Source organism: Sphingomonas sp. (assembly GCF_048595155.1).
GTDB lineage: Bacteria > Pseudomonadota > Alphaproteobacteria > Sphingomonadales > Sphingomonadaceae > Sphingomonas_I.
Genome location: NZ_JBMDXN010000007.1, coordinates 1 through 17,717, shown reverse-complemented (window position 1 = coordinate 17,717; position 17,717 = coordinate 1). Strand labels below are relative to the sequence as shown.

The window sequence follows — 17,717 nt, the reverse complement described above, 5'->3', positions numbered from 1 at the left end:
GGGAACTGCTCATGCGGGTGTAGCTCAGTTGGTTAGAGCGCCGGCCTGTCACGCCGGAGGTCGCGGGTTCGAGCCCCGTCACTCGCGCCATCCTTTTTGGATGGCGAATGCTGCGGATCAGCCCGTTTTCAGAGGATCCAAACCGTGCAGATGCACGATCGGCGTCGCTGGATCAGCGTACTTTCCGAATCGCGTCATCGCAGGTGAACGCGCCCTCCTGGGAGCGGTCGTGGCGCCGTTTAAAGTCGCGAACCGCTTACTGCGTGGAATTCAGCCTACGCCCGTTCAGCAGCTCTCGGGCGGCGGCTGGGCTTAGCGCCAGCGGCCGTGCTCCATCCAGAATAGCAGGGGTTTCAACGGCGCGATCCAGACCACGCCGGCGATGCAATAGACAATCGCCTGGAGAGGCCAGGGCAGGCTGGCGATCCGCTGGGCCTGGCTGCCCACCAATCCGGCCCAGAACAGGATCAGCAGCAGGATCAGCCCCATGCCGGCGGGCTTGCGCCACGTGGGCTTCATGCCGCGATGAACTCCCGCTCGGTCACGATCGCATGGAGCGGCACGTCCCAGGGGTCGTGCGGAATTCGATCGACCTCCTGCACCGCCCAGGTCAAACCGATGCGGTGCGCGCCGGGCAGGCGTTGGAAGGCGCGATCATAATGGCCGGCACCATAGCCGATCCGGTGCCCGTGCCGATCAAAGGCGAGCAGCGGTGTCACGATCAGGTCGGGCGCCCGTTCCGGCGCGCTGCTGAGCGGTTGCCGCAGCCGCATCGGGCCGCGTTCCAGCGGCGCGCCGGGCGCCCATGCCAGGAAGCGCATCGCGCTCTCATCGAACAAGGCGGGCAGGGCCATGGACTGGCCGCGCGCGTGCAGCGCCTCGATCAGCGGGTAGGGATCGAGTTCCTCTTTCAGCGCGAGGTACAGCGCCACCGTGGCGGCATGCGGAATGTGGGGAAGGATGTGCCGCATGGCGGCTTCGGCGGCCGCCGTGGCCCCTTCGGCGCCGATCTCGACCACATGGGCTGCGCGGCGTGCCTTGAGCGCCTCACGCAGCCTGATCTTGGCTGGATCAGGAACCAGCGGGTCGGAAGAGGGTGGTGGGACCGCCATGACCGTTTTCCGGATAATCCTCTGACGCCGTAAACGTCAGGTGGGGGCCATGTAGTTCGGACCGGGGTCCGGCCAGGGACGGCTCCCTAGGAAAGATGAATCGCCTCAGGGATTTTCGCTAGGATCGTATCGGGCAGTTCCCACCAGGATCTTATCTAGGTGTTGGTAGGCCGTTTCTCAAGATGGTCCGCCAAGGATTCTACGCGGGCGGCAAGTTGATCCAGCGTACGGGCAAGCGCGGCCTTGGCCGGGTCCGGCGCACCCGCGCGCAGGTCGCTCAATTCGTCGGCGAGAAGCAGGCCGGCCAACAGCAATTGGCGCGCCTCGTTCGTCGTTCCGACCAGCTGGCCCGCGTCGCGCGCCTTGGCGTCGAGCATGCTCGCCAGCATTTCCAGATGCGGCTCCTCGCCGTCACGGCACAGGAGTTCGTAGCTGCGTCCGCCGACATTCAGTTTGACCTGCGCCATCAGCGCGCTCCTTCTTGCCCGATCAGGACATCGAGCCTTTCGATCGTTTCCTGAACGCGTTCGCGTAAGGTGCCATGACGCACTTCCAGCGAGGCGAGCGCCTCGGCCAGTCCGTTTCCGATATCGTCGCGAGCGCGGCTGGCGCGCTCGATACGGGCGATTGCTTGCTCCAAACGGGCAGTTGCAGAATTGAGGGCCTCTTCCGACATGAGGGGGGCCTTAGCACTCCGCGCGCCGGTCGCAAGCCGCCGCGGTTGACGCTGGAGGCCGCACCCGACAAAGGGAGCGCGCGCAGGGTTCGGACGCATTGTTCGTCCATTCTGAGGGAGCTTAAGACATGGCGGTACGGGTTGCGATCAACGGCTTTGGGCGTATCGGCCGCCTGGTCGCACGGGCGATTCTCACACGTCCGGATTCAGGGCTGGAGCTGGTCGCCATCAACGATCTGGCGGATGCTCCTTCCAACGCGCTGCTGTTCAAGCGCGACAGCGTGCATGGCACCTGGGCGGGTGAGGTTCATGCCGACGGCAACGATCTGATCATCGATGGCAAGCGCATCAAGGTGACGGCGGAGCGCGACCCGGGCAAGCTGCCGCACACGGCGGACGGCGTCGACATCGCGCTGGAATGCACGGGCTTCTTCGCGGACCGTGAAACCGCCGGCAAGCATTTCGATGCAGGCGCCAAGAAGGTGCTGATCTCGGCGCCGGCCAAGGGCGTCGACCTCACGGTCGTCTATGGCGTGAACAACGACAAGCTGACGGCCGATCATAACCTGGTTTCCAATGCGTCGTGCACAACCAATTGTCTGGCACCGATCGCGAAGGTGCTGAACGATACGGTGGGTATCGAGCGCGGCCTGATGACCACGGTTCACAGCTACACCAACGATCAGAAGATCCTGGACCAGATCCACAAGGATATGCGTCGTGCGCGTGCCGCGGCGATGTCGATGATCCCGACCACCACCGGTGCCGCGCGCGCCGTCGGCGAAGTGCTGCCGGAGTTGAAGGGCCGCCTCGACGGTTCCGCAATCCGCGTGCCGACGCCGAACGTCTCCGTCGTCGATCTCACCTTCCAGCCGAAGCGCGATACCAGCGTCGAGGAAGTGAATGGTGCACTGAAGGCGGCGTCGGAAAGCGGGCCGCTCAAGGGCATCCTGCAATATGTCACCGAGCCGCTGGTCTCGATCGACTTCAACGGTGATCCGCATTCGTCCTCGGTCGACAGCCTCGAAACCGCCGTGCTGGAAGGCAAACTGGTGCGCGTGCTGAGCTGGTATGACAATGAATGGGGTTTCTCGAACCGGATGGTCGATACCGCCGGCGCAATGGCCAAATTCCTCTAAGCAGGGGGGCGTGGCGCGGCTTCTCGGAATTGCGCGCCACGCCCGCCCGCGAGGGCCTATGGAAACGCTCGACCATGCCGAGGTCACCGTCGCCATGGGGGTTCCTGGCGACTTTCGCGGCATGCGCAAACCCAATAGCCGCAACCGGCGACAGGTGACGGTGATGTCGGCCGAGGCATGGCAGATGGCGCTCACCGAACTTGGCATTGACGTTCCGTGGGAACAGCGCCGCGTTAACCTGATGGTCGAAGGGGTGGCGCTGGAGCAAACGACCGGCGCCAAACTCATTTTCTCGTCCGGATTGGTGTTGGAAATCACAGGCGAGTGCGATCCATGCCGCCGTATGGAGGATATTGCGCCTGGGCTCGAACAGGCACTGCGGCCTAATTGGCGCGGGGGTGTCACCACACGCGTCCTGGAAGGCGGCCCCATCGAAATTGGTGATCAAGTGAGGATCGAACCGTGAGCAGTTTCAAGACGCTGGACGATATTGGCGACGTTTCCGGTAGGCGGGTGCTGGTCCGAGAGGATCTGAACGTGCCGATGGACGGCGCCCGGGTCACCGATGATACCCGGCTCCGGGCTGCGGCACCAACCGTCGCGGAACTCTCCGACAAGGGGGCGATCGTGCTGATCCTCGCCCATTTCGGCCGGCCCAAGGGCGTGCGCAATCCCGACATGAGCCTGGCGCTGGTGACCAAGCCGCTGTCGGATGTGCTCGGCCGCGAGGTGCGCTTCATCGACGACTGTGCCGGCGCCGCGGCGGAAGCCGCTGTCAGCGACTTGCGCCCTGGCGATATCGCGGTGCTGGAGAATACCCGTTTTCACGCGGGCGAGGAAAAGAACGATCCTGCACTCGCGCAAGCGATGGCCCGGCTCGGCGACCTCTATGTCAACGACGCCTTCTCCGCGGCGCATCGCGCGCATGCCTCGACCGAAGGGCTGGCTCGGATCCTGCCGGCGTATGCCGGCCGCGCCATGCAGGCCGAACTGGAAGCGCTGGAAAAGGCGCTCGGCAATCCCGAACATCCGGTCGCGGCGGTCGTCGGCGGCGCCAAAGTGTCGACCAAGCTGGATGTGCTGAAGCATCTGGTCGCCAAGGTCGATCATCTCATCATCGGCGGCGGCATGGCCAACACGTTCCTCGCCGCACGCGGGGTCGATGTCGGCAAATCGCTGTGCGAGCATGATCTCACCGACACCGCGCTCGAGATATTGGACGCAGCCGATCGCGCAGACTGTATCGTGCATCTGCCCTACGACGTGGTCGTCGCGAAGGAATTCCGCGCCAATCCGCCGACCCGCACGGTCAATGTCCATGACGTCGCCGCCGACGAGATGATCCTCGACGTCGGCCCGGCCGCGGTCGAGGCGCTCGGCGACGCGCTCAAGACCTGCCGGACGCTGGTCTGGAACGGGCCGCTCGGCGCATTTGAAACTCCACCCTTCGACGCGGCGACCGTCGCGCTGGCGCAGACTGCGGCGGCGCTCACGCAATCCGGCGGGCTCGTCTCGGTCGCGGGCGGAGGCGACACCGTGGCGGCATTGAACCAGGCCGGCGTCGCGGATCGCTTCACATTCGTGTCAACTGCTGGCGGCGCTTTCCTGGAATGGATGGAAGGCAAGGAACTGCCCGGCGTAGCCGCACTGAAGCGTGATTGACCCAATCCTACCCTAGGGATAGCCGACTGCATCCCTGGGGACGGGCATTGCTCCACAGATAGAGGACGAACCATGTACGACCCGAAGATGATGGCGCAGATGACGAGCGGGAAGGGCTTCATTGCCGCCCTTGATCAAAGCGGCGGGTCCACGCCCGGCGCTTTGCGGGGCTATGGCATTCCTGACACCGCCTATTCGAACGATACCGAGATGTTCGAGGCGGTGCACGCCATGCGCGTCCGCATCATCACCGCGCCATCCTTCACGGGCGACAAGGTTATCGCGACCATCTTGTTCGAACAGACGATGGATGGGCTGGCGCTGGGCCAGCCGGTACCGTCTTATCTGTGGCAAGAGCGCGGCATCGTACCCTTCCTCAAGGTCGATAAGGGCCTCCTGCCGGAAGCCGACGGCGTCCAGTTGATGAAGCCGATTCCCGACCTCGATGCTCTGCTGAAACGCGCCGTCGGGCTTGGCATCTTCGGGACAAAGGCGCGCTCGGTCGTCAATCTGGCTTCGCCCACCGGCATCGAAGCCATCGTGGCGCAGCAGTTTGAACTGGGCCGCCAGATTGCGTCGCATGGGCTGGTGCCGATCTTGGAGCCCGAAGCACGGATCAGCAGCCCGGAACGCGGCGCAGCCGAAGAGCTGCTGCTCGCCGCGATCCTGCGCCATCTCGACACGCTCGACGCGGACACGAAGGTGATGCTGAAGCTTTCCATCCCGGAAAAGCCGGACCTCTATGCTCCGCTTGTCGCGCATCCCAACGTGATCCGGGTCGTGGCGCTGTCCGGCGGTTTCTCCCGCACCGAAGCCTGCCGGCAGCTCAGCGAAAATCATGGCATGATCGCCAGCTTCTCGCGCGCGCTCATCTCCGATCTCCGGCACGAGATGACCGACGAGGCGTTCGACGCCGCGCTCGCGGCAGCGATCGATGAGATCTATCAGGCGTCCACCGTTAAAGTCTAAGGCGGGCGGCGTCTTCTATGCCGCCGCTCACTTTCTCTTATTATCGCAGCATCGCGCCGACGCTGACCATGCTGCTCGGCCTTGCCATCGCGGAAACATTGGTGGTTCACCTGCTCGCGGCGGCTTTGTGGGGAATGACGGTCGCCATCATTCTGGGCCTACTCGATATTTCGGTGGTCTTCGGATTGATCGCCCTGCTGCGTGCGATTCGGGCCAATCCTGTGACGCTGGCCGATGGCATTTTGACGATGCGCCTCGGCCGAATGATCGTCCTCGACATACCCATCGATCAGATTGCCGGCTTTCGCGACAGCTGGGACGCGCAATTGCTCAAGCGGCGCGATGTCCGAAACATGGCGCTCGCGGCGTGGCCGAACATCCTTATCGAGCTCAAGACGCCCATCCGCACGCGCCGTCGCGAGATCTCCATGGTCGCGCATCGCATCGATGATGCAGGCGCCTTACGCGCAGCGCTTACCCGCGCGATGTCAGCTGCTTGAGCGCTGTCGCGTCGGCAATGGCATCGGCGAATATGTCATTGTTGAAGAAGGCCCAAACGTTGCGGCCCTGACATTGCTGGTCGGCCATCCATTCTGCCCAGCGGGATAGCTGTTCCGCCTTGTAGCGGCCCCAATATTTGCCGCCCGCGCCGTGGAAGCGAACATAGGCAACGCTCCCGGTCGCCCAAGGCGGGCTCACCGATCCGGCCATGTCGTGACAGCAAAAGGATGCGCCGTAGCGGCCGAGCAGGTCCAGCGTATCTGCCACATACCAGCTTGGATGGCGGAATTCGAAGACGTGACATATATCCCCCGGCAACAGGCTCAGAAATTCCTCAAGCCGTGCCAGGTTCAGCTGCAATGTCGGCGGAAGCTGGTACAGGATCGGCCCAAGCGCCGAACCAAGGTGCCGCACCGGCGCCATCATCCGCGCGACCGGCTCCGCACAGTCTTTCAGCTTCTTAGCCTGGGTCAGATAGCGGTTCGCCTTCACCGCATAGCGAAAGCCTTCCGGCGCCTGATCGCGCCAGGCTTCAAAGGTTTTTGCGGTGGGCAGGCGGTAAAAGCTGTTGTTGAGCTCGACCGCGTCGAAATGGGCCGAATAATATTCGAACCAGCGTCTGACGGGCAGATCGGCCGGGTAGAAGGCGCCGCGCCAGTGGCGGTAATTCCATCCCGAACATCCGATACGAATGACGGCGCTTTCAATCATGCCATCGTTCGTCCGACATTCGAGCGTCTTCCCTCATCCAGGCTCATCCAGAATGTCGCCGAGCCGATCCAGCCGCCGCTCCCACAGCGAGCGTCGGTCCGAAACCCATGCCTGCAGAACGGCAAGCCCGGCGGCTTCGATCCGGCAACTTCGCACGCGGCCCAGTTTTTCTGATCGCACCAGGCCTGCCTGCTCCAGAATGCGCAGATGCTGCGACACAGCGGTCAAGGTCATGCCAAACGGCTCTGCCAGCGCCGACAGGGCGTAGGGACGATCCGTCAGCGCCTCGATCATGCGCCGCCGGGTCGGGTCGGCGAGCGCATGGAAGATAAGATCGATATCGGCCTTCGCCCTTTTTTCCGGCCGCGCCACCGATCAGGCGGCCAACACGTCGCCGAGCCGATCCAGCAAGGTCCGCATCCCCTGCTCACGCAGGACCGCGCCGTCGGCGCCCTCGAAGAAAACGCCCTGGAACGTGCAGAGCACATCCGTTCCTTGGCTTGCGGGCGCTAGCTCGATCGTCACCAGCGCTACGGAGATCGGCTTGCCTTCGATGGCCATGCGGGAAGCCGTGACGATGCGGCGATCTGGGACGATATCGTGAAATTGCCCCTCATTCGTAAGCGCCGCGCCTGGAAATGGGGTGTCGGGCCCGAAGCGGTAGTTCAGGCGCTCGACGCCACCCACCCGGAAATCGCTTTCGAAGGCGGTGATCTCATGCGTGGCGCTGTCCGCAAACCAGCTCTTCTTCAGGCGGGGGTCGGCGAAGGCCGCGAACACGCGTTCCACGGGCGCGGAATAGCTGCGCTCGATCGCGAAGCTGCCGTGTGTTGCAGGTGGCGGTGACATGACAAATCTCCTTCCTCAATAACCACCCATCTATGCCGCAAACCAAAACTGAAGTAAATACTTCAGTAATGGCTGCTTGACCCAGCTTCGGTGCGGTGGAATTCGCGCGCCAGGAGATTCAAATGCAGGGCTTTGGCAACGGCGAAGACATTCCGGATGACGAGGTCGATCTCGATCCCGGTTTCGCCGATCAGTTCGAGCGGCAGTTTCGCCCGACATGTCAGCTCTATCTGATTTCGCCACCGTCGATTGACGACGGGTTTGGCGACCGACTGGCTGCCGCGATCGATGCCGGCCCGGTGGGGGCTTTTCAGCTCCGTTTGAAGGGGATCGACGATCACAGCATCGCCCGGCTGGCCGAACCGCTCCAGCGGATTTGCGCGGATCGCGATGTCGCCTTCATCGTCAATGACAGTATCGGCCTGGCCAAGCGGCTGGGCGCGGACGGCGTGCATCTGGGGCAGAGTGACGGCGATCCGCGCGATGCGCGCGACCTCCTTGGCCCAGCGGCGCAGATTGGCGTCACCTGCCATGACAGCCGCCATCTCGCGATGGAGGCCGGGGAGGCCGGGGCCGACTATGTCGCGTTCGGCGCCTTTTATCCGACCACCACGAAAGAGGTGCAGCACCGGCCGGATCCATCGATCCTTGGGTGGTGGACCACCTTGTTCGAATTACCGTGCGTTGCGATCGGTGGCATCACGCCTGACAATGCAGCGCCGCTGGTGGCAGCGGGCGCGGATTTCCTCGCGGTGTGCAATGCCGTGTGGAATGGCGCGGGAGGCGAGGCGGAGGCTGTCCGCGCCTTCGCCAAGGTGCTGAGCGTAGCTGACGCACAAAGCTGATCTGCGTCGCCGTGGATCGCAGTCGATCCTGACCGGCGCTTCACCCTGATCTGCGTGTTACCAGGTGCGGACGCGGCCCGTATCGACGTGGACGAAGCCATCCTTGGGATAATAGCCGACGCCGCCTGCCTGCATCGACAGGGCTGCGAGGTGCAACCGCTCGAGCGGCACGCCTGGAATATGGATGTCGGTCGCCTTGCCCAGCATGTGCTGGCTCTTGGACGCGACGCCGGTATGGGCGCCGCCCCGCTGCCGCAGCGCACTGTTGGTTTGCGGTGAACGATAGCCCGAGATCATCTCCAGCTTCGTGCGCGGCGAGAGGCTCAATTTGTCGCGGATCTGGCTGAGCAGCATCATCAATTGCGGATCCATCTTCGTGGATTCGTTGTTACGCCAGTCGCGCAGGCCGTGGTTCAGCTCGGCAAGTCCCTGCAGATCCCAGCCATTGGCGCCGAAGAAGCGCGCATCGAAGGTCTCGTTGGTGTGGATGTTCCGGAAGGCCAGCCGGCGTTCGGGCATCGCCGCGAACGCCTTCGTTCCGATCATCGCGCTGGCGCCGGCAGCAATGGCGCCCCCCAACAGGCCGCGCCGGCCCATCTGCATATTCAACATAGATTATCCCGCTACTGGAAAGAAAACCGCGCGGCGGCGTTCCTTCTCTTGATCGGAAGATAAGGGATTGTGTTCGTGAAAACATTAAAGGTTGCAGGCGTTTACCTTACCTTGGCCACGGCTTGTCCCATATTCGCTGCTGCCACTGTCGATAAGGCGCCGCAACTCGACGCTAAAGTCATGATGGCGCAGGTTTTGTTGGACCGGCTTGGCTTTGGCCCCGGTGTCATCGATGGCCATAGCGGCATGTCTCTGACGAACGCCCTGAAAGGGTTCCAGGAGGCGCGCGGCCTACCGAAAAGCGGGACATTGGATCGCGCCACGGCATCCGCGCTATCGGCCTACAAGCTCCCCGCCACGATTGACGTGGTGTTGACCCGCGCCGATCTCGCCGGTCCTTTTTTCGGGCCGATGCCGAAGGAGCCGGCCGATCAGGCAAAACTACCCGCCATGGGCTATAGCAATGTGATGGAGTTGCTCAGCGAGCGCTATCACACCACCAAGGCAACCCTGATCGCGCTGAACAGCCCCACCACGAAGCTGGCGCCCGGCGTGAAGATCAAGGTTCCCAACGTGCGCCCGGCCGCGACCAATTATCCGTCCTCGCTCAAGCCCGAATGGCGCGCCACTCTGGCGGGGTTAAGTGTCTCGTCGGATCAGCCCAAGGCGGCCAAGATCGTGGTCGACAAATCGGACAAGGTCTTGCGCGCCTATGACGATCAGGGGAAGCTGATCGCGCAATTCCCCGCGACGATGGGCAGTCAGCACGATCCGCTGCCGATCGGCCGCTGGAAGATTCAGGGTGTGTCGACGTTGCCGTCCTTCCACTACAATCCCGCCTTGTTCTGGGATGCGAAGCCCGGCGACCAGAAGGAGACGCTGAAGCCCGGACCGAATGGTCCTGTCGGCGTGGTCTGGATGGACTTGAACAAACCGCATTACGGCATTCACGGTACGCCGAACCCCGAAACGATCGGCAGGACGGAAAGTCATGGCTGCATCCGGCTGTCCAACTGGGATGCGGCGCGCTTGTCGCTGATGGTGAAGCCCGGCACGCCGGCGGTGTTTCAGCTGTGACCCGACTCGGCTGGATCTTGCTGCTGGCCTTCGTGGCCGTGATCGGCACCTTCTTCCTGATCGTCAACAAGGGGCATGTGGGTCGTACACCGCCGCCCGTACAGACACAGGCCGCCGCCCAATCCGCTCCGATGGATGCGGGTGCGGCGAACAAGGCGGGTGGCGGGCTGATCGTGCCCGTCGCAGGCGTTCAGCCAAGCCAGCTCAGCGACACCTGGGGCGACGATCGCGGCGATGGCACGCGCCAGCATCATGCCATCGATATCATGGCGCCCCGCGGTACGCCGGTTCTCGCCGCCGCCGCGGGCGTCGTCGAAAAGATCTTCGAAAGTGCCAATGGCGGGCACACCGTTTACATCCGCCGGCTTGATCGCGAGTGGCAAGATTATTACGCCCATCTCGATGGCTACGCGCCCGATTTGCGTGAAGGCATCCAGGTGCGCCAGGGGCAGCAGATCGGCACCGTCGGCTCGACCGGCGATGCAAGTCCGGAAGCGCCCCATCTTCATTACGAGATTCACCAGATGGGACCGGCGGACAATTGGTCGCAGGGTCGGGAAATCAATCCCTTTCCGATCTTGCACGGCTGAGGCGCGGCCGCCCCGCTGGGCGGCCCGTCCTTCTGCGCCAACGGTTTCGACCGCTCCGCCTTGCCGTACGGGCGGCTGATCGCTAGAGGCTCGCCCCTGCTATTTCCAATCGCGAGACCCACATGAAGATCAGCGGCGTGGACATTCGTCCCGGCAACATCATTGAATATGAAGGCGGCATCTGGAAGGCCGTCAAGATTCAGCACACCCAGCCGGGCAAGGGTGGCGCCTATATGCAGGTCGAGATGAAGAATCTCATCGACGGCCGCAAGAACAACGTCCGCTTCCGCTCCGCCGAGACGGTCGAGCGCGTCCGCCTCGACACCAAGGATTTCCAGTTCCTGTTCGCCGAAGGCGATCAGCTGACCTTCATGGACAAGGAAACCTACGAGCAGATCAGCCTGCCTCGCGATCTTCTGGGGGACGCCGCCGCCTTCCTACAGGACGGCATGGACGTGGTCATGGAGCTTTATGACGAGCGCCCGATTTCGGTGCAGCTGCCCGACACGATCGAAGCGACGATCGTTGAGGCAGACGCGGTGGTGAAGGGCCAGACGGCATCTTCCTCTTACAAGCCTGCCATGCTCGACAATGGCGTCCGCGTGATGGTGCCGCCGCACATTTCCAGCGGAACGCGCATCGTCGTCGACGTCTACAACCAGGAATATGTCCGCCGCGCGGACTGACTTTCCTCCCTCTCCCTGTGAGGGAGAGGGTTGGGGAGGGGGTGTGAGCGCAGCGCGCGAGCCCTCGGACCCTCACCCACCCACGTCGCTGTCGCGACGCGGGCGCCTCCCTCTCCCCCAGGGGGAGAGGGCGTATGGAGTTTTGAGATGGTAGCCCATTCTGGCCTGATTACCGTGATGGAGCGCGCCGCGCGCAAGGCCGCGCCGCGCCTGCGCCGCGACTTCGGCGAGGTTCAGCAGCTTCAGGTGTCACGCAAGGGCCCGGCCGATTTCGTCAGCCAGGCGGATCAGCGTGCCGAGCAGACGCTGTATGAGGAGTTGAAGCGCGCCCGCCCGGATTGGGGGTTCCTGGGCGAGGAAGGCGGGGCGCGCGAGGGTGACCCCACCAAGCCGCGCTGGATCGTCGATCCTTTGGACGGCACCACCAACTTCCTGCACGGCGTTCCCCATTTTGCGATCTCGATCGCGGTCGAGGAGCCCCGGCCCAATGGTCAGGGCGAGATCACGCAGGGTCTGGTCTATCAGCCGATTACCGATGAAAGCTTCTGGGCCGAAAAGGGCAGGGGTGCCTGGTTGTTCGATCGGCGGCTGCGTGTGTCGGCGCGCCGCGATCTGCCCGATGCGCTGATCGCAACGGGTACGCCCTTCCTGGGGCATGGCGACTCGGCGCAATGGTCCAAGATTTACAATGCGATAGGCCCTGAAATTGCCGGTATTCGCCGCTTCGGTTCGGCGGCCTTGGATCTCGCCTGGGTCGCGGCGGGGCGGTTCGACGGCTATTGGGAAAGCGATCTGCGGCCCTGGGACGTCGCGGCCGGCATGCTGCTGGTGCGCGAGGCCGGCGGCTTCGTCACGGATTTCCGCGGCGGTGATCAGCCGATGGTGCGCAACGAGTTCCTGGCCGCCAATGATGGCCTGCATTCGAAGCTGCACAAGCTGTTGGCTGGCGCGCTCCGGAAATAGTCGGATCCCGCTGCGGGCCCGATGCCTAGGTCCCCGTGGCGCGTGCCCTCGCGCAACACAGGTTAGTGGCTTCTAATTGCGAGTCATTCTCACCGCCGCAAAGCTTGCTTCGCAGGTGCGGCGCGCTTAGGGAAACCGCACTTTAGAGGCTTGTTTGAACGCCTCACCCTCGGAGTGTTTTGGATCGATGGAAAGCGTCGCTGCAGGCTACCTGCCGATCCTGATGTTTCTCGCCGTTGCGGTGGTCTTGTCGACCGCCTTCGTGGTGCTGCCGATGATCGCCTCGCGGTTCACCGGTTCGGCCAAGCCGACGCCCGAGAAGCTATCAGAGTATGAATGCGGTTTCCCGGCATTTGAAGATAGCCGTGCGCAGTTCGACGTACGCTTCTACCTGGTTGCCATCCTCTTCATCGTCTTCGATCTGGAAGCGGCTTTCCTCTATCCCTGGGCTGTCGCGCTCGGCGGGATTGGCTTTGCCGGCTGGGCCGCGATGATGATCTTCCTGATCGAACTCGCCGTCGGCTTTGCCTATGCTTGGAAGAAGGGAGCCTTGGAATGGGAGTGACTCTGCCGCAGTCGCTCGACCTGCACCCGCAGGAGAGCCGGCTTCCCGATCCTGATTTCTTCAACGGGCTCAACTCGGAAGTTCAGGACAAGGGTTTCCTCGTCACCTCGACGGAGGAATTGTTCCAATGGGCCCGCACCGGCTCGCTGTGGTGGATGACCTTCGGTCTCGCCTGCTGCGCGGTGGAGATGATCCATGTGAACATGCCGCGCTATGACATGGAGCGCTTCGGCGCCGCCCCGCGCGCGTCGCCGCGCCAGTCGGACGTGATGATCGTCGCCGGCACGCTCTGCAACAAGATGGCGCCGGCGCTGCGCCGCGTCTACGACCAGATGTCGGAGCCGAAATACGTCATCTCGATGGGCTCGTGCGCCAATGGCGGCGGCTATTATCACTATAGCTATAGCGTCGTGCGCGGCTGTGACCGGATCGTCCCGGTCGATATTTATGTGCCGGGCTGTCCGCCAACCGCGGAGGCGCTGCTTTACGGCGTGATGCAGCTGCAGCGGAAGATCCGCCGCGTCGGCACGATCGAACGGTGAGCGACTGAGCGTGGCAGGTTCCTTCCCCAAGCATAGCCCCAATGACGGCATTATCGACGCGGCCCGCGCTGCGTTGGGTGATCTGCTGATCGACGCGAGCGAGGCGGTGCACGAAATCCGGCTCGACGTGCGGCGCGAGGCGCTCGTCGAAGCGATGACGCGGCTGCGCGATCAGCTGGAATATCAGCAGCTGATGGAGATTGCGGGCGTCGATTATCCGGAACGCGAAGAGCGGTTCGAGGTCGTCTATTGCCTGCTCAGCCTGACCAAGAATCATCGGTTGCGCGTGCATGTCTCGGCGACCGAGACGACGCCGGTGCCGTCCGTGACCGGGCTGTGGCCGGTCGCCGGCTGGCTTGAACGCGAAGTGTACGACATGTTCGGGGTGCTGTTCGATGGCAATCCCGATCTGCGCCGCATTCTGACGGACTATGGCTTCTCCGGCCATCCGCTGCGCAAGGACTTCCCGTACACGGGCTATGTCGAGTTGCGCTATTCCGAGGAGGAGAAGCGCGTCGTGTATGAGCCGGTGAAGCTCGCGCAGGACGTCCGCCTGTTCGACTTCATGAGTCCCTGGGAAGGCGCGGAATATGTGCTGCCGGGCGACGAGAAGGCGAAGTCGGCAGAGGCGCCCGGTGCGCCGACGCCCGCCAAGGCTGACGAGGTGAAGAAGTGAGCCGGCGTACCGTAACCATTGGCGTGGCGGATGCCGATGCCGACAGCCGCACCATCGCGCCCGCCGGCACGACCGTCTCGCCCTATGAGGGCGTGACTGACACGCCGGCATCGGACGACGTCGCGATACAGAACTACACGATCAATTTCGGCCCGCAGCATCCCGCCGCGCACGGCGTGCTGCGCCTAGTGCTGGAGCTGGACGGGGAGATCGTCGAGCGGGTCGATCCGCATGTCGGCCTGCTCCATCGCGGCACCGAAAAGCTGTGCGAATGGCGGCCGTACATCCAGACGGTCCCGTATTTCGACCGGCTGGATTATTGCTCGCCGATGTGCATGGAGCACAGCTACGTCCTCGCGATCGAGAAATTGCTCGGCGTTGAGGTGCCGCTGCGCGCGCAATATCTGCGTGTCTTCTTCGCCGAGCTGACCCGCATCAAGAACCACATGCTGAACCTCGGCAGCCACATCATGGACGTAGGCGCGATGACGCCCAATCTATGGCTGTTCGAGATCCGCGAAGATTGCATGAACTTCTATGAGCGGGCGTCCGGCGCGCGCATGCATGCCAATTACTTCCGCGTCGGCGGCGTCCACCAGGATGTGCCGCTGAAGCTGTTGACCGATATCGGCGACTGGCTCGACGATCGCATGCCGCGCCTGTTCGAGGATGCGATCAGCCTCGTCGCCGACAATCGCATCTTCAAGCAGCGCAACGTCGATATCGGCGTCGTGTCCAAGGAAGACGCGATCAAATGGGGCTTTTCGGGACCGATGATCCGTGCTGCCGGGATTCCGTGGGATTTGCGCAAGTCGCAGCCCTACGACGTCTATGACCGGATGGAATTCGACGTTCCCGTCGGCACCAATGGCGATTGCTATGATCGCTTCATGGTGCGCGTCGAGGAAGTGCGTCAGTCGATGCGGATCATGAAACAGTGCCTCGCGCAGATGCCCGAAGGTCCGGTGCTGACGCTCGATCGCAAGGTCGCGCCGCCCAAGCGGGGCGAGATGAAGCAGTCGATGGAAGCGCTGATCCATCACTTTAAACTCTATACGGAAGGCTTCCACGTGCCGGCCGGCGACGTCTATGTCGCGACGGAGAGCCCGAAGGGTGAGTTTGGCGTCTACCTGGTCGCGGACGGCACCAACCGGCCGTACCGGGTCAAGATCCGTCCGACCGGCTTCAGCCATCTCCAGGCGATGGATATGATGATGAAGGGGCATATGCTCGCCGACGTGACCGCCGTTCTTTCCGCCATCGACATCGTGTTCGGGGAGGTCGACCGCTAATGTCGGACGCAGCCCAGATCCCAGACGAAGCCGAAATGCGGGCCCGCTGGGGTGACTTCGCCTGGACGGCGGAGAATGCCGAGCAGGTCAAGGTCGTCATGGCGCGCTATCCCAAGGGACGCGAACATTCGGCGATCATGCCCTTGCTCGATCTCGCCCAGCGCCAGGTTGGCGCGGAGACCAACACCCAGGGCTGGCTGCCCGTGCCGGTGATCGAATATGTCGCGAAGCAGGTGGGCATGCCCTATATTCGCGCGCTCGAGGTCGTCAGCTTCTACACCATGTACAATATGGCGCCGGTCGGCCGCTATCATGTGCAGGTATGCGGCACGACGCCCTGCATGCTGCGCGGTTCGGACGACGTGCTCGACGCCTGCTACAAGAAGGGCCTGAAGAAGGGGCAGACCACGCCCGATGGGCTGTTCACGCTGACCGAGGTCGAATGCCTGGGTGCCTGCGTCAATGCGCCGATGATCCAGATCAACGACGACACTTACGAAGATCTGACGTTCGAGAGCACGACGGCCATCCTCGAGGCGCTGGCGCGGGGCGAAACCCCGAAGCCCGGCCCGCAGGTCGATCGCTTTCTGGCCGCGCCGGTCGGTGGCCCGACCGTGCTGAAGGAGTTCACCTCCTGATGGCCGCGCTGATCGCCATTCTGGTCGGGCTCGTGCTGTTCGTGCTGCTGCTCAAGGTCGTGATGGGCCTGGTCGCGCTCGCCCTCGGGTTGACGCTGGCCGTGATCGTTTATTTCACAGCGGAGAAGTTGGTGGGGCAGGGACGATGATCAGCTCGATCGACGACAAGGACCGCATCTTCACGAATATCTACGGCTTCCAGGATTGGGGGCTGGAGGGCGCGCAGAAGCGTGGTGACTGGGACAATACCAAGGATCTGATGGTCCGCGGACAGGACCAGATCATCGAGGATATCAAGGCGTCGGGCCTGCGTGGCCGCGGCGGCGCGGGTTTCCCGACCGGCATGAAGTGGAGCTTCATGCCTAAGGAGCCCAAGCCCGGCCGCCCGAGCTTCCTGCTGATCAATGCCGATGAATCGGAGCCGGGTTCGTGCAAGGATCGCGAGATCCTGCGCCATGATCCGCACAAGCTGCTGGAAGGCGCGCTGATCGCGGGCTTCGCGATGCGCGCGCGCGCCGCCTACATCTACATTCGCGGCGAATTCATTCGCGAGGCGGAGAACCTCTTCGCCGCCGTCGCCCAGGCCTATGACAAGGGCCTGCTCGGCAAGAATGCTGCGGGTTCGGGCTATGACTTCGACGTCTTCGTCCACCGCGGCGCCGGCGCGTACATCTGCGGCGAGGAAACCGCGCAGATCGAAAGCCTCGAAGGCAAGAAGGGCCAGCCGCGCCTCAAGCCGCCTTTCCCCGCGGGCGTCGGCCTGTTCGGCTGCCCGACCACGGTCAACAATGTGGAATCGATCGCGGTCGTTCCCACCATCCTGCGGCGTGGCCCGTCCTGGTTCGCCGGCATCGGTCGCGACAAGAACCAGGGCACCAAGCTCTTCCAGATCTCCGGTCACGTGAACACGCCGACCGTCGTCGAAGAGGCGATGGGCATCAGCTTCCGCGAATTGATCGACAAGCATGCCGGCGGCATTCGCGGCGGTTGGGACAACCTGCTTGCGGTCATTCCCGGCGGGTCGTCGGTGCCGCTTGTCCCGGCGGCGCAGATCATGGACGCGCCGATGGATTTCGATGGTCTGCGCGAGCTCGGCTCCGGCCTCGGTACGGCCGCCGTCATCGTCATGGACAAGTCGACCGACATCGTCCGCGCGATCAGCCGCATCTCTTATTTCTACAAGCATGAGAGCTGCGGCCAGTGCACGCCGTGCCGCGAAGGCACGGGCTGGATGTGGCGCGTGATGGAGCGCCTGCGCACCGGCGAGGCGGAGCTGCACGAGATCGACATGCTGCAGGAAGTGACCAAGCAGGTTGAGGGGCACACCATCTGCGCGCTTGGCGACGCAGCGGCCTGGCCGATCCAGGGCCTGATCCGTCATTTCCGCCCCGAGATCGAAAAGCGCATCAATGAGCGTCGCGGCGAGACTTTCGCCGTGGCGGCAGAGTAACCGATATGCCGAAATTAACCGTCGATGGCATCGAGGTGGAAGTCCCGAACGGCGCCACCGTCCTCCAGGCCTGCGAGGCCGCCGGCAAGGAGATCCCGCGCTTCTGCTACCACGAGCGGCTGAGCGTCGCCGGGAACTGCCGCATGTGCCTGGTGGAGGTCG

At 63.5% G+C, this 17,717-nt stretch carries 26 protein-coding genes, 1 tRNA gene and 1 other RNA gene; 19 read left to right on the top strand and 9 right to left on the bottom strand.

Annotated features, from left to right (window positions below; translation table 11 throughout):
• Positions 1-13 precede the first annotated feature (13 nt).
• Positions 14-90 (top strand) — tRNA-Asp (locus tag ACOJSI_RS01255).
• Positions 91-312: 222 nt separating this feature from the next.
• Here the strand turns inward: ACOJSI_RS01255 and ACOJSI_RS01250 are convergent.
• The 5 genes from ACOJSI_RS01250 to ACOJSI_RS01230 all read right to left on the bottom strand — a co-directional run bounded on the left by ACOJSI_RS01250 (position 313) and on the right by ACOJSI_RS01230 (position 1,788).
• Positions 313-519 (bottom strand): DUF2842 domain-containing protein, encoded by a 207-nt coding sequence (locus tag ACOJSI_RS01250; RefSeq protein ID WP_420136431.1) that lies wholly within the window; start codon positions 517-519, stop codon positions 313-315.
• On the bottom strand, positions 516-1,112 hold the full coding sequence (locus tag ACOJSI_RS01245) for a 5-formyltetrahydrofolate cyclo-ligase (protein WP_420136430.1): 597 nt from the start codon (positions 1,110-1,112) through the stop codon (positions 516-518). The genes ACOJSI_RS01250 and ACOJSI_RS01245 overlap by 4 nt, the downstream gene beginning before the upstream one ends.
• Positions 1,099-1,255: non-coding RNA, 6S RNA (ssrS, locus tag ACOJSI_RS01240), on the bottom strand. Before ssrS ends, ACOJSI_RS01245 begins: the two co-directional genes overlap by 14 nt.
• A 12-nt stretch (positions 1,256-1,267) precedes the next feature.
• Positions 1,268-1,579, bottom strand: coding sequence for a cell division protein ZapA (locus tag ACOJSI_RS01235; RefSeq protein ID WP_420136429.1), 312 nt, complete (start codon positions 1,577-1,579; stop codon positions 1,268-1,270).
• Positions 1,579-1,788 (bottom strand): hypothetical protein, encoded by a 210-nt coding sequence (locus tag ACOJSI_RS01230; protein WP_420136428.1) that lies wholly within the window; start codon positions 1,786-1,788, stop codon positions 1,579-1,581. The genes ACOJSI_RS01235 and ACOJSI_RS01230 overlap by 1 nt, the downstream gene beginning before the upstream one ends.
• Before the next feature lie 128 nt (positions 1,789-1,916).
• On the opposite strand from ACOJSI_RS01230, the gene gap reads away from it, so the two are divergent.
• The 5 genes from gap (at position 1,917) to ACOJSI_RS01205 (ending at position 6,058) form a co-directional block, all read left to right on the top strand.
• Positions 1,917-2,927, top strand: coding sequence for a type I glyceraldehyde-3-phosphate dehydrogenase (gene gap, locus ACOJSI_RS01225; RefSeq protein WP_420136427.1), 1,011 nt, complete (start codon positions 1,917-1,919; stop codon positions 2,925-2,927).
• A gap of 58 nt (positions 2,928-2,985) precedes the next feature.
• Positions 2,986-3,393: an MOSC domain-containing protein gene (locus ACOJSI_RS01220; RefSeq protein ID WP_420136426.1), complete on the top strand. Its 408-nt coding sequence runs from the start codon at positions 2,986-2,988 to the stop codon at positions 3,391-3,393.
• On the top strand, positions 3,390-4,589 hold the full coding sequence (locus ACOJSI_RS01215; protein ID WP_420136425.1) for a phosphoglycerate kinase: 1,200 nt from the start codon (positions 3,390-3,392) through the stop codon (positions 4,587-4,589). The genes ACOJSI_RS01220 and ACOJSI_RS01215 overlap by 4 nt, the downstream gene beginning before the upstream one ends.
• A gap of 72 nt (positions 4,590-4,661) precedes the next feature.
• A complete protein-coding gene (locus tag ACOJSI_RS01210; RefSeq protein WP_420136424.1) occupies positions 4,662-5,558 on the top strand; it encodes a fructose bisphosphate aldolase in 897 nt (298 codons plus the stop codon).
• 17 nt (positions 5,559-5,575) lie between these two features.
• Positions 5,576-6,058: a hypothetical protein gene (locus ACOJSI_RS01205; RefSeq protein ID WP_420136423.1), complete on the top strand. Its 483-nt coding sequence runs from the start codon at positions 5,576-5,578 to the stop codon at positions 6,056-6,058.
• Here ACOJSI_RS01205 and ACOJSI_RS01200 read toward each other — a convergent pair.
• Genes ACOJSI_RS01200 through ACOJSI_RS01190 form a run of 3 tightly spaced genes read right to left on the bottom strand, consistent with a single transcriptional unit; the run spans position 6,033 to position 7,619 of the window.
• The gene (locus tag ACOJSI_RS01200) at positions 6,033-6,770 is read right to left on the bottom strand and encodes a DUF72 domain-containing protein (protein WP_420136422.1); all 738 of its coding nucleotides are present in this window, start codon (positions 6,768-6,770) and stop codon (positions 6,033-6,035) included. The genes ACOJSI_RS01205 and ACOJSI_RS01200 overlap by 26 nt on opposite strands.
• A 33-nt stretch (positions 6,771-6,803) precedes the next feature.
• The gene (locus ACOJSI_RS01195; RefSeq protein ID WP_420136421.1) at positions 6,804-7,142 is read right to left on the bottom strand and encodes an ArsR/SmtB family transcription factor; all 339 of its coding nucleotides are present in this window, start codon (positions 7,140-7,142) and stop codon (positions 6,804-6,806) included.
• A gap of 3 nt (positions 7,143-7,145) precedes the next feature.
• Positions 7,146-7,619, bottom strand: a complete 474-nt coding sequence (locus tag ACOJSI_RS01190) for an SRPBCC family protein (RefSeq protein ID WP_420136420.1) — start codon at positions 7,617-7,619, stop codon at positions 7,146-7,148.
• Between the two features lie 122 nt (positions 7,620-7,741).
• On the opposite strand from ACOJSI_RS01190, the gene thiE reads away from it, so the two are divergent.
• Positions 7,742-8,464, top strand: coding sequence for a thiamine phosphate synthase (gene thiE, locus ACOJSI_RS01185; protein WP_420136419.1), 723 nt, complete (start codon positions 7,742-7,744; stop codon positions 8,462-8,464).
• A gap of 57 nt (positions 8,465-8,521) precedes the next feature.
• Here the strand turns inward: thiE and ACOJSI_RS01180 are convergent, their stop codons facing one another.
• Positions 8,522-9,067, bottom strand: a complete 546-nt coding sequence (locus ACOJSI_RS01180) for a DUF882 domain-containing protein (protein ID WP_420136458.1) — start codon at positions 9,065-9,067, stop codon at positions 8,522-8,524.
• A gap of 189 nt (positions 9,068-9,256) precedes the next feature.
• Between ACOJSI_RS01180 and ACOJSI_RS01175 the strand changes: the two genes are divergently transcribed.
• From ACOJSI_RS01175 to ACOJSI_RS01120, 12 genes are all read left to right on the top strand, one after another.
• Positions 9,257-10,153 (top strand): L,D-transpeptidase family protein, encoded by an 897-nt coding sequence (locus ACOJSI_RS01175; protein WP_420136457.1) that lies wholly within the window; start codon positions 9,257-9,259, stop codon positions 10,151-10,153.
• A complete protein-coding gene (locus tag ACOJSI_RS01170) occupies positions 10,150-10,743 on the top strand; it encodes a M23 family metallopeptidase (RefSeq protein WP_420136418.1) in 594 nt (197 codons plus the stop codon). The genes ACOJSI_RS01175 and ACOJSI_RS01170 overlap by 4 nt, the downstream gene beginning before the upstream one ends.
• Before the next feature lie 122 nt (positions 10,744-10,865).
• The gene (gene efp / locus ACOJSI_RS01165) at positions 10,866-11,429 is read left to right on the top strand and encodes an elongation factor P (protein ID WP_420136417.1); all 564 of its coding nucleotides are present in this window, start codon (positions 10,866-10,868) and stop codon (positions 11,427-11,429) included.
• 147 nt (positions 11,430-11,576) lie between these two features.
• Positions 11,577-12,392, top strand: a complete 816-nt coding sequence (locus ACOJSI_RS01160; protein WP_420136416.1) for an inositol monophosphatase family protein — start codon at positions 11,577-11,579, stop codon at positions 12,390-12,392.
• Positions 12,393-12,579: 187 nt separating this feature from the next.
• Positions 12,580-12,957 (top strand): NADH-quinone oxidoreductase subunit A, encoded by a 378-nt coding sequence (gene ndhC / locus ACOJSI_RS01155; RefSeq protein ID WP_420136415.1) that lies wholly within the window; start codon positions 12,580-12,582, stop codon positions 12,955-12,957.
• The gene (locus tag ACOJSI_RS01150; protein ID WP_420136414.1) at positions 12,948-13,499 is read left to right on the top strand and encodes a NuoB/complex I 20 kDa subunit family protein; all 552 of its coding nucleotides are present in this window, start codon (positions 12,948-12,950) and stop codon (positions 13,497-13,499) included. The genes ndhC and ACOJSI_RS01150 overlap by 10 nt, the downstream gene beginning before the upstream one ends.
• Before the next feature lie 10 nt (positions 13,500-13,509).
• Positions 13,510-14,175: an NADH-quinone oxidoreductase subunit C gene (locus ACOJSI_RS01145; RefSeq protein ID WP_420136413.1), complete on the top strand. Its 666-nt coding sequence runs from the start codon at positions 13,510-13,512 to the stop codon at positions 14,173-14,175.
• Between the two features lie 92 nt (positions 14,176-14,267).
• Positions 14,268-15,467, top strand: coding sequence for an NADH-quinone oxidoreductase subunit D (locus ACOJSI_RS01140; RefSeq protein WP_420136456.1), 1,200 nt, complete (start codon positions 14,268-14,270; stop codon positions 15,465-15,467).
• Complete coding sequence (locus ACOJSI_RS01135) at positions 15,467-16,105, top strand: complex I 24 kDa subunit family protein (RefSeq protein ID WP_420136412.1); 639 nt, start codon at positions 15,467-15,469, stop codon at positions 16,103-16,105. Before ACOJSI_RS01140 ends, ACOJSI_RS01135 begins: the two co-directional genes overlap by 1 nt.
• Entirely contained in the window at positions 16,105-16,254 is a 150-nt protein-coding gene (locus ACOJSI_RS01130) for a hypothetical protein (protein WP_420136411.1), read from the top strand. Before ACOJSI_RS01135 ends, ACOJSI_RS01130 begins: the two co-directional genes overlap by 1 nt.
• Positions 16,251-17,555, top strand: coding sequence for an NADH-quinone oxidoreductase subunit NuoF (gene nuoF, locus ACOJSI_RS01125; protein WP_420136410.1), 1,305 nt, complete (start codon positions 16,251-16,253; stop codon positions 17,553-17,555). The genes ACOJSI_RS01130 and nuoF overlap by 4 nt, the downstream gene beginning before the upstream one ends.
• A gap of 5 nt (positions 17,556-17,560) precedes the next feature.
• On the top strand, positions 17,561-17,717 hold a 157-nt coding region (locus ACOJSI_RS01120; RefSeq protein WP_420136455.1), incomplete at its 3' end, for a 2Fe-2S iron-sulfur cluster-binding protein.